We start from the raw sequence: 10,819 nt of genomic DNA on the forward strand, positions 1-10,819 counted from the left end.
GGACGGGCCCCGGTATCTACAACTACGCGTTGGCTGAGCCCGAGGCGTACCCGATGGTGATAGGCCGCTACACCCTGGCCGTACTGCCCGATGGACGGAAGTACCCCGTTTGCATCGTGCTCGGGGACCAGCACGGGCGAGTGCCCAAGCACGAAGGCTACAAGCCTGGTGTCACCGTGCTGAACCGGGAACTGCCGGTGAACGTCGTCTGGCGCTGGCCGTGACGCCCCTGGCACCTTCCCGGGCTACCGAGGTGACCTTTCAGGACAGGGTCCACTGGCCCATGTCAGAGGTCATGTGTATCCTTCTCGCATGCACACCGGCCCGACTCCTGCCTCCTCGCCCCCGCTTGAAGAGGTGCGCCCCGCTGTCCATGCTCCGGGCATGGGGAGCGAACCGAAGCGCCCGGCGACCTACGAAGACCTGGAAGCGCTCCCTCCCAACAGCGTGGGGGAGATTGTCGAGGGGGAGTTGTATGTCAGCCCTCGGCCCGCGCTGCCCCATGCACGCGCGGCCTCGAAACTGTTCGGGCGGCTCGAGGGCCCCTTTGATGCGGGAGAGGGAGGGCCCGGCGGCTGGCTCCTCCTCTTCGAGCCCGAGCTGCACCTGAGCGGCGATGCGCTCGTCCCCGACGTGGCCGGCTGGCGCCGCGAGCGCATGCCCGTGATGCCCGAGGCAGCGGCCTCCACGCTCGCGCCGGATTGGGTGTGCGAGGTGCTCTCTCCCTCCACGGCGGTGCTGGACCGGGAGAAGAAGGTGCGCGCCTATGCCCGCGAGGGCGTGAGCCACCTGTGGCTGGTGGACCCGCTCCAGCAATCTCTGGAGGCCTACCGGCTGGAGGGCGCGCGCTGGAACCCCCTGGGCACCTGGAAGGGGCAGGGCCGGGTGCGCGTCGAGCCCTTCGAGGCGCTCGCGCTGAAGTTGGACGTGCTCTGGGCGCGTTAGCCGTTTGTGTCCAAAGTACCTGCTCCATTTCGGGGCAGGCGGACGGGCATGCGGGGGGCGCGGGAGGCGGTCGGTTTGGAGGGGCGGAGCGAACCGTGCGAGTCTGGTGCCGGTGCCCACCATGCTGGCCGCGGAGCTCCCCGACGAGGAGCTGGGACGGATCGGTCCCTACCGTCTCCTGGGGAAGTTGAGCTCAGGGGGAATGGGCGTGGTGTACCGCGCCCGCCACGAGGACACGGCCGAGCTGGTCGCCCTCAAGACGGTGCGGGTGCCCGAGGCGCCCATGCTGCGCGGCATCCGCCGCGAAATCCACGCGCTGCGGCGCATCCAGCACCCGGGCGTGGTGCGCGTGCTCGCCGAGGGCGTCCAGGACGGACTGCCCTGGTACGCGATGGAGCTCATCGAGGGGCTCACCCTGCGCCGCTACGTCGACGGGCTGTGGAAGCGAGATGCCCACTCCGTGGCGGACGTCGCCACCCAGGTCGTCTCCGCGCCCGAGCCGCGCTCGGGCAGTGGGGGGGGACTGAGCCCCTCCGCGCCCTCCTCGCGTCCCGCGCCGCCCCCCGAGGAGCAGCGCCGCGCCGCCGCCCAGGAGCGGTTGGACGAGGTGCTCACCCTCACGCGCCGCCTGTGCTCCTCGCTCGCCTTCCTCCATGGCGAGGGGCTCGTCCACCGCGACCTCAAGCCCGAGAACATCGTCATCCGCCCGGACGGCACGCCGGTGCTGGTGGACTTCGGGCTGGCCTCCGTCTTCGGCGGACCCGTCAGCCGCGAGTCGCTCGACGTCTCCGGCGGCATGGAGGGCTCCTTCGTCTACATGGCCCCCGAGCAGATCAAGGGCGGGCTGGTGGACGCGCGCGCCGACCTCTACGCCCTGGGCTGCATCCTCCATGAGATGCTGGTGGGGCAGCCGCCCTTCCCGGGCATGGGCTGGGAGGTGCTGCGGCGACACCTGCAGGACAAGCCCTATGCCCTCTCGCAGTGGGTGCGCGGCATCCCCCCGGACCTGGACGCCCTGGTGCTGCGGATGCTGGCGAAGGTGCCTCGCGAGCGCGTCGGCTACGCCGCGGACGTGGGCGCCGTGCTCGCCGAGCTGGGCGCGGAGGACCTGCCCCGGCCGCCCTCGGGCGCGGCGCGCTCGTACCTCTACCGCCCCGAGTTCGTGGGCCGGCAGCAGCTGCTCGCGGAGATGGAGGAGCGGCTGGAGCGGGCCCGGGCCGGCTCCGGTGGGTGCCTGCTCATCGGCGGCGAGAGCGGCGTGGGCAAGACGCGCCTGGTGATGGAGTGCGCGGTGGCCGCGGGCCGGCACGCCTTCCAGGTCGTCACCGGCGGCTGCCTCCCGCTGTCCGGCGGCGGCTCCGGCGACCAGATGCACGGCGAGCCGCTGCACGCCTTCAAGTCGGTGCTGCAGGCCATCGCCGACGAGTGCCGGCAGAAGGGGCTGGAGGAGACGGAGCGGCTGCTGGGAGAGCGCGGGCGGGTGCTGGCCCTCTACGAGCCCTCGATGGTGGACCTGTCCGGACAGGACGCCTGGCCCGAGCCTCCGCGCCTCCCGCCCCAGGCCGCGCGCGAGCGTGTCATGCGCTGCATGGCCGAGACGCTCGCCGCCTTCGCCGCGCAGGAGCCGGTGCTGCTGGTGATGGATGACCTGCAGTGGGCCGACGAGCTGTCGCTGGGCGTGCTGGACTTCCTGCAGGGCGAGTTCTTCCGCGAGTCGCGCGTGCTGATGCTGGGCACCTACCGCACCGAGGAGCTGGACTCGGGGCTGCGGCTGCTGCTCGCCTCGCCGGGGGTGACGCACCGGGTGCTGGGGCAGCTCGACGAGTCGATGGTGGCGCGGATGGTGGAGGACATGCTCGCGCTGCCCTCGCCGCCGGCCACCTTCGTGAACTTCCTCACCTCGCGCTCGGCGGGCAATCCCTTCTTCGTGGCGGAGTACCTGCGCACGGCCATCGACGAGCGGCTGCTCTTCCGGGACCTCTTCGGCCGGTGGCAGGTGGCCGCGGGCGAGGCCGCGCTGGACCGGTTGCATCAGGCGCTGCCGCTGCCCGGCACGCTGTACGACCTGGTGGGCCGCCGGCTGGAGGGCCTAGGCTCGGGAGCGCGGAGCCTGCTGGAGGTGGCGGCGGTGCTGGGCCGCGAGCTGGACGCCGACGTGCTGGCGGCGGCCGCCGGGCTGGGAGACCTCCAGGAGCTGGAGGCGCTCGAGGAGCTGCGCGCGCGGCACGTGCTGGAGGACGTGGGCGGCGGGCGGCTGCGCTTCGTCCACGACAAGCTGCGGGAGATCTCCTACGACGGCATCCTCCCCGAGCGGCGCCGCACGTTGCACCGCGGGACGGCCCTGGCCCTGGAGGGGCGGCATGACGCGGATGGGGTGCCGCCGGCCCTCTACCCCGTGCTGGCGCACCACTGGGAGATGGCCCAGGACGACGTGTGGACCTTCGAGTACCTGGAGAAGGCGGGAGCCCATGCGCTGAAGGCGGGCTCGCACGTGGAGGCCGCCGGCTACCTGCGCCGGGCGCTGGAGCTGGAGGTGCGGCGCGGGCACGACACGGGCGTGCGGGTGGCCGCGAGCCGGCGCGCGCGCTGGGAGCGGCTGCTCGGCGAGGCCATGCACGGCCTGTCCGACTACTCCGCCTGCATCGCGCACTGCCTCCGGGCGATGGAGGAGCTGGGACGGCCCCTGCCGCGCACGCAGGGCGGCTGGGTGCGCTTCCTGCTGCTGCAGGTGCTGTGGCAGGTGCTGCACCTGGTGCTGCCACGGCGCTGGGTGAGGGCGGAGGGACGGGGGACGCGGGAGTCGCTGGGCGCCGCGGCGCTCGCGGCCGTGCGGCTGGCCGAGTGCTACTACTGGCGCTACGAGCCGCTGCAGATGTCGGCCAGTGCCCTGCTGGCGGCGAACCTCGCCGAGCGCGCGGGCCGCGACGCGGAGGTGCTGCGGCTGTACGGGCAGCTCGGCTCGCTCGCCGGCATGGCGCGGCTGCTGCCGCTGGCGCGCGTCTACTTCCGCCGGGCCCAGGGCGAGGGGCAGTTGGTGGAGGATCCGAGCGCCACGGCCTTCGGGCTCATCGTGGAGGCCAACTACCACGGGGGCTTCGGGCGCTGGAGCGAGGTCGCGAGCAAGGCGAGCGAGGCGCAGCGGGTGCTGGTGCGGCTCGGAGATCGGGGCGAGCTGGAGCTGGCCCAGGTGCTGCTGGGGCACGCGGACTACTACACGGGCCACTTCGAGGCGGCGCTGGGTCGCTTCGCGGAGGTGCGTGAGTCGGCGCGCAGGCGCGGCCACTTCCAGCACGAGGTGTGGAGCGCGTACACCATGGCGCGCAGCCTCATCGCGCTCGGCCGTATGGACGAGGCCCTGCCGCTGCTGCGCGAGTCGGGCGAGCTGCTGAAGCGCCAGGACGACCCGCTGTCGGCGCTCATCTGTGGTGGGCTGCTGGCGACGGTGCACCTGCACCGGGACGAGTGGGAGCAGGCGCGCGAACAGGCGGATCGCGTGATGGCGCTGGCGAGGCGGGTGTCGCCGATGCTCTTCACCGAGTGCCACGGTTACGAGGGCGCCGCCCGGGTGTACCTGGCGCTGTGGGAGCGGGAGCGTGCCCCGCCGGGCCAGCCGCCTCCGCCCGCCGCCGACGCGGCCCGCGAGGCGTGCGCGAGGTTGTCGTCGTTCGCGACGCGTTTCCCCCTGGCCCGGCCCGTGGCGCTGCGTTGCACGGGGCGGATGCACTGGCTGGCGGGCCATTCGTGGCGGGCGCGGAGGGCGTGGAAGCGCAGCGCGCGCGTGGCGAAGGAGCTGGGCATGCCCTACGACGAGGCGCTGGCCTGGCTCGAGCTGGCGCGGACGGCGACGCCGGGGAGCACCGAGCGCGAGGAAGCCCTGCGGCAGGCGCTGGAGGGCTTCACCCGCCTGGGCTGCGCCAGCCTCGTGCGCGAGGCGGAGAAGCTGCGCGCGCCGTAGGTCGCTGGCGCACGGACGTCCGGTACGTCTGACCCGACGTATCTACTGGCGTGGAACGCGGCTTTCCGACGAGGACCGCCATGCCCACGCAGCCCGCTGTTTCCAGCTCGTCCAGATGGAGCCCTTCGCTGTCCTTGCTGGCCCTGGTGGTGCTGGGCGGGTGTGCCACCGTTGCGCCTCGGGAACCCGGAGGACACCTGCTACCGGGCCTGAGCCACCGCTCGCTGTCACCCGTGCGCTTCCCCAACGCGCAGGTGCGGCGGCTCGCGACGGAGTCCCTTCAGGCCTCCACCCCGCGCGTCCTGGGTGACGTGGACGAGGAGGAGGCGGACGACCTCGACGAAGAGGCGTACGCCGCCGGAATGCTGGAGGCGGACACTGGCTCCGAAACTCCACCCGGCTCGCGGGCGGGCCACGCGGCTCCTGGAGGAGAGGCGCCGCTGGATGAGGGGCTCGCGGGCTGGGCGGGTTGGCCAGACGGTGTGGGTGATGGCCGCCCCCAGACCGTGCCCATGAGCCTGGACTACTTCCAGGGCTTCCTCGCGCATGTGGGCGTGCCCTCCGAGGTGCTGCCGGTGGACGGGCGCACCCTGACACCCGAAGGCGCGCTGCGACTGCTGCCGCACCTGCTGGACTCGCCGGTGACGCTGGGCAACTTCGCCCAGCGGCGCATGGCGGCGCACCTGTTGCTGGAGGTGGCCACGGGGGCGGGGCCCGTGTCGCGCGAGGCGTTGCACGCGCGCATGGACCGCTTCCACCGGCTGCTGGTGCTGCGGCCGGATGGCTACCTGGTGCTGGCCGTCACGGGCGAGGCCCAACAGAAGGTGGGCGAGGTGCGGCTGGCCGAGGATGGCACCCTGCGCGCCGGGCGTTACGAGGTGGGCCCCTTCTACGCGATGGAGGGCGGGCACGTGTGGCCGGTGGACGTGGGACTCGAGGTGCCCCGGGGCGCGCTGCCGCTGGGCCCCTACGTGCCAGGCGATGGCGTGCTGCTGCCCGCGTTGGAAGGGGCGGGGCTGGCGCTGGGGGATACGGTGGAGGGTCTCTACCGGCTCGTCTTCCACCCCGTCGAAACGCTGGAGGGGATTTCGAAGTTGCCGGGCGCGGTGCGCGAGCTCGTCCAGAATGCGCCCGAGTACTGGGAGGCCTTCCGCCACAAGCCCCACGGCGAGCAGGTGCGCGACCTCTCGCGCCTGACCACGCACGTATTGTTGATGGTGGGCACTGGAGGGGCGGGAGCGGGGACAGGCGGGGCGAAGGCGGCCTCCTGGGGCGGAACGCTGGGCCATGTCGCCGTGCCCGTCTTCTCGTTGACCGGAGAGGGCGCTCTGGCGCTGCGCCTGGTGGCGGTGCCCGGCCGAATGGTGGCCGTGGCGGGGCAGGCGCTCACCGCCACGTACGTGCTGCACATGGCCACCGCGGGGGTGGGCGCCGTCGCGGGGTGGACGCCTCCGGGGGGAGGGCCCGGCGGGTGGGTGCCCAAGAACGAGCGCATGTCCGAGCGCTCGCGCAAGTTCCAGCACCAGGTGACGAAGGCCCCCGCCAGCTGGGTGTATCGCGTGCTGCGCAACGGCGAGAAGGCGGACTTCGACGGCTTCGACGAGGGCGTCCTGCTGGAGACCAAGGGCTTGGGCTATGACAAGCATTTCGACGCGAACCTCGAGCCCAAGAGGTACTTCATGGGGGCGAAGCGGCTCGTCAGGCAGGCCGTGCGACAACTTCAAGTGGCCAACGGCGCACCCATCCGCTGGCATGTGGCGGAGCCCAGGATGGTCACCATCCTCAAGGCGCAGTTCAAGGCGAACGGCGTCACGGGTATAGACGTGGTCTACACGCCGCCATTGCCGTGAGGTGGAGTCCGCATGAAAGAGACGTACCACGCTGGAGTCCACTGGGGCTGTCGCAAGGAGTCCGCCGAGGAGTCCGCCCGGCGCGCGGAAACCTTTTTCCGCAGGCTGTCGGGCTGCGACCCCATCTACGCCCGCTGGTTCGAACAGGCGGACTCCCTCAAGAAGGCACTCCAACTCCAGTTCGAGCCTACCTCCGACACCTTCGTGCGCTTCTTTGGGCGGAGGGCGTACAAGGATGGAAAGGACGGGTTCAGCTTCTCGGCGTGGACAGGGCACAAGGAGGATGGATACGGCGGCATGGTCATGCTCCGCTGTGGCTCCGCGGCTGAAGTGGCTTCGAACAATTGTCTTCTCTATCTGCCCAGTGATGGGCCGGAGGAGGGGCGCGTGCTCACCCCCTCCGTGCTGACCGAGGTGATGCGTGCCCTGGTGCTGGCCTGGGAACCGGATTGGGGCGTTGTCACCTCCCATGGCATGAGGGACACCTTGTCCGAGGAGGGAAGGGCCGGCACCTTCGTGGGCTGGGTGACGTACTTGTCGCGGAACCGTGGAGAAGTGCCATCCCTGCCCGAGCCGGTACGCGTGGAGCCGGTGGAGGACAAGGGCTCGCTTCTCCTCCTCAGCCCGGAGCGCCTCTCCGCGTCCAACCCCGAGCACGTGGCCCTGGCCCATCGCGTCCAGGAGGTGCTGCTCGCGAAGGGGCTGCTCAACTCCGTCGTCTCCGGGCGCCAGGCCCACTGATTCGGGAGGGGCGCGTGCTGGCTGCGCGTGGGCCCTAGAGCCCGGACCACAGGTGCGTGACGGTGCGCAGGCCGCCGTCCTGCTCGCGCAGCAGGGCCACCAGGCGGTTTCGCTGGAGGGCTCGCACGGGAGCCTCCGGGTCTGGAAAGCCCTCGGGCAGGCGCCAGTCCGGGGGCCGCACCCCTTCGAGCGTAATGGCGCGCCCGTGCTTGAGGTCGTTCACCTCGTCCCCCGCGATGGCACGCGAGGGACACCACGGCAGCAGCTCCGGGCCGTGCAGCCCGATGCGCGCTCCGGGGCCCGGGTCCTCCCAGGGGCCGATGCGCGTGCGGTGCAGCCGGGAGAGATGGGCCCCACACCCCAGCGCCCGGCCCAGGTCCCGCGCGAGGGCCCGCACGTAGTAGCCGCCCCGGCAGGTGATGCGCAGGCGACTCCTCCGGGGCAGCTCATGCTCGAGCCAGCGCGCCTCGTGGAGGTAGACACGCGAGGGGGGCAGCTCCACCGCCTCGCCCCGGTGCGCCTTCTTGTAGGCCGGCTCCCCGTCCACCTTCTTCGCACTGGTGGCGGGGGGCACCTGGTCCTTCCAACCAAGGAAGGGGACGAGCGCCGCGTCCAACGCCTCCGCCGTGAGGGCAGTGGCATCTCCCTCGCGCACGACCTGGCCGAGCAGATCGCCATTGTCCGTCTCCACACCCCAGACGACCTCCGCGTCGTACGTCTTCGGCACGGCGTGCAGCAATTCCATGAAGTGTGTGGCGGGGCCCGCCAGCAACAGCAGCAGCCCCTCGGCGAAGGGGTCGAGCGTGCCGCCGTGACAGACGGGCAATTGCTTGCGCGAGAGGCCCGCGGCCGCCACTTCTCCCATGAAGGTGTGCACCAGTGAAAAGCTGGTGGCGCCCACGGCTTTGTGGGCCAGATAGATGCCGGGCTTCATCCACCGACTCTAACCCGCCGGTGCAGGGGCTTCGCGAGCTACTGGATGTTCCTCGGGGGGTGGGAGGCGGCGGCAGGACGCTCCGCCCGGAGGGACACGGCTCGCCTCACGTTCCCAGCTGCCCAGGCATACCTTTATTTCCGAGGGCTCGGGATGGTGATGGCATCCAAGGAACAGAACCGGCCGCGCACGCTGTCGGGCGAGGTGTTGGGGCGTGCCGTCCTGCTCTGGGGGGCCTTCCTCGGGCTGAAGGCGCTCAGCTCCCTCTTCGTCTTCCCTCCCCAGGAGAGCGCCTCGGTCTGGCTGCCGAGCGGGCTGACGCTCGCCGTCTTCCTCCACGCCGAGAAGCGCCGCTGGCCGGTGTACCTCGTCGCCGTCTTCCTCGCGGAGCTCATGCTGGTGCCCCTCTACGGCGAGCCCTGGGGCGTGGCGTTCCTCTGGGCCGTGGGCAACTGTCTGCGGACGGTGGTCGGGGCGGGGCTCATGCGCCGCTGGCTCGACGCTCCGGTGAACCTCTCCCGGCCCCGGGACGTGGCCGCGCTGTTCCTCGCCGGTGGCCTGCTCAGCCCGCTGCCCAGCGCCACCCTGGGGATGGGGGCGGTGGCCCTCCTGGGCCACGCCGACTCCTTCTGGCAAGGCTGGGTGGGCTGGTACCTCGCCGATGGGCTCGGCGCGGTGCTGGTCACCCCTGTACTGCTCTCCTGGAAGCGGGAGGGCTCCTGGCCCGGGAGGCGCTGGGGCAACGTGGAGCTGGCGGGCCTGTTGGGAGTGCTGGCGCTCGCGGCCCATGTCACCTTCGGCGTGCCCTCGCCCGGCAGCGTCCTCCTCTCCATGCCCTATGCCTGTCTGCCCTTCGTCCTCTGGGCGGCGCTGCGGCAGGGGCCTCGGGGCGCGGCCACCGCCTCGCTGGTGCTGGGGGCACTCGCCGTCATCCACACCGCCGCGGGGCGCGGACCCTTCGGGTTGCTGCCCGCCACGCTCCAGGATCGCGTGCTCGCGGTGCAGGTCTTCCTGGCGGTGGCGAGCCTGTCCGCGCTCACCCTGGCCGCCATGGCCTGTGAGCGCCGCCGGGTGGAGCGCTCCCAGTGGGTGCTGGCGGAGGTCGGCGCGGTGCTCGCCGAGTCGATGAACCCGAGGGAGACGCTGCCGCGCCTGGCCCGGCTCCTCGTGCCGGAGCTGGCCAGCGGCTTCGTCCTCTGGCTGGCGGACGAGGAGGGCCGGTTCGTGCCGGCGGTGCGGGTGGGGGTGCCCCCGGAGCTGGAGGCGCGCCTGCGCGAGCCCGTGCGCCGGCTGTCCGTCCTCTCGCGGCGCTGCCTGGAGCCGGAGGGGGCCGTGGTGCTGGCGCGGATGCGGCACCGGGGGCGCCTGCTGGGAGGCATGGCCCTGGTGCAGCTCGGACGCACGCACCTGCCCCCGCCCCGCGTGGCCTCCTTCGTCGAGGAGCTGGCCCACCACTGCGCGCTCGCCCTGGAGAATGCCCGCCTCCTGTCCGAGGCCCAGCAGGCCATCCTCACCCGCGACGAGTTCATCACCGTCGCCGCCCACGAGCTGCGCACGCCGCTCACCGCGCTCAAGCTGCAGCTCCAGGGGCTCGCGCGGCGGTTGCAGCAGCTCTCCGGCGCCGAGCCGGTGCTCCCGCGCTTCCACGTGGCGGTCCGGCAGATCTCCCGCCTGGGGCGGCTGGTGGAGAGCCTCCTGGACGTGCGGCGCATCCACACCGGCCAGCTCCAGCTGGTGCGCGAGCCGGTGGACCTGGGCGAGCTGGTGCAGGACGTGGTGGACCGCGTCTCCCACGAGCTGGAGCGCGCCGGCTGCGAGGTGTCCTTCAAGGCCGAGTCGCACGTCACCGGCCTGTGGGACCGGACCCAGCTCGAGCAGGCCCTCACCCACCTGCTGGGCAACGCCATGAAGTTCGGGGCCGGCCACCCCATCGAGCTCGAGGTGGAGCAGCACGAGGGCCAGGCCCGGCTCCTCGTGCGGGACCATGGCATCGGCGTGGACCCGGAGGCGCTCGAGCGCATCTTCGGCCGCTTCGAGCGGGCGGTGTCGGTGCGCGAGTACGGCGGCCTGGGGCTGGGCCTCTTCCTCACCCGTCAAATCGTCGAGGCCCATGGCGGCACCATCCAGGCCATCAGTCAGCCGGGGCAGGGGGCCACCTTCCTCCTGGAGCTGCCGGCCTCCCCCCATCCTTCCGACTATGCGACCGAGCCAGCGCCCACTCCCTGGCCCGCCGCTCCGGCGGGCTCCCATCCGACGTGAGGGGCAGGGAGGAAAGCTCCTACCCGCCAGCTCCTCCCGCTGTCGGGTAAACGACCCCCCGACGGAAATGTTTCCGCTGTCCCGGGGATGGCATACAATCTGGAGTCAGCCGTAACCGTGCGTACTTGCTGGGGC

The 10,819-nt window shown here is 72.1% G+C and carries 6 protein-coding genes and 1 pseudogene; 6 read left to right on the forward strand and 1 reads right to left on the reverse strand.

What is annotated here, in order from left to right; all coding sequences use genetic code 11:
- The 5 genes and pseudogenes from VF697_RS35300 to VF697_RS35320 all read left to right on the forward strand — a co-directional run.
- Positions 1-224, forward strand: a pseudogene (locus tag VF697_RS35300) (serine/threonine protein kinase); the annotation flags it as partial.
- A gap of 160 nt (positions 225-384) precedes the next feature.
- Entirely contained in the window at positions 385-945 is a 561-nt protein-coding gene (locus VF697_RS35305; RefSeq protein WP_331102013.1) for a Uma2 family endonuclease, read from the forward strand.
- A gap of 121 nt (positions 946-1,066) precedes the next feature.
- Positions 1,067-4,900, forward strand: a complete 3,834-nt coding sequence (locus VF697_RS35310) for a serine/threonine-protein kinase PknK (protein ID WP_331102022.1) — start codon at positions 1,067-1,069, stop codon at positions 4,898-4,900.
- Positions 4,901-4,980: 80 nt separating this feature from the next.
- Positions 4,981-6,750 (forward strand): Tox-REase-5 domain-containing protein, encoded by a 1,770-nt coding sequence (locus tag VF697_RS35315; RefSeq protein ID WP_331102014.1) that lies wholly within the window; start codon positions 4,981-4,983, stop codon positions 6,748-6,750.
- A gap of 12 nt (positions 6,751-6,762) precedes the next feature.
- Complete coding sequence (locus tag VF697_RS35320) at positions 6,763-7,491, forward strand: immunity 52 family protein (protein ID WP_331102016.1); 729 nt, start codon at positions 6,763-6,765, stop codon at positions 7,489-7,491.
- 34 nt (positions 7,492-7,525) lie between these two features.
- Here the strand turns inward: VF697_RS35320 and truB are convergent, their stop codons facing one another.
- Positions 7,526-8,425, reverse strand: a complete 900-nt coding sequence (gene truB, locus VF697_RS35325) for a tRNA pseudouridine(55) synthase TruB (RefSeq protein WP_331102018.1) — start codon at positions 8,423-8,425, stop codon at positions 7,526-7,528.
- 159 nt (positions 8,426-8,584) lie between these two features.
- Here truB and VF697_RS35330 point away from each other — a divergent pair, with 159 nt between their 5' ends.
- Positions 8,585-10,684, forward strand: coding sequence for an MASE1 domain-containing protein (locus VF697_RS35330; protein WP_331102020.1), 2,100 nt, complete (start codon positions 8,585-8,587; stop codon positions 10,682-10,684).
- Positions 10,685-10,819: the final 135 nt, after the last annotated feature.

It is taken from the genome of Archangium sp., from assembly GCF_036388035.1.
Classification (GTDB): domain Bacteria; phylum Myxococcota; class Myxococcia; order Myxococcales; family Myxococcaceae; genus Archangium.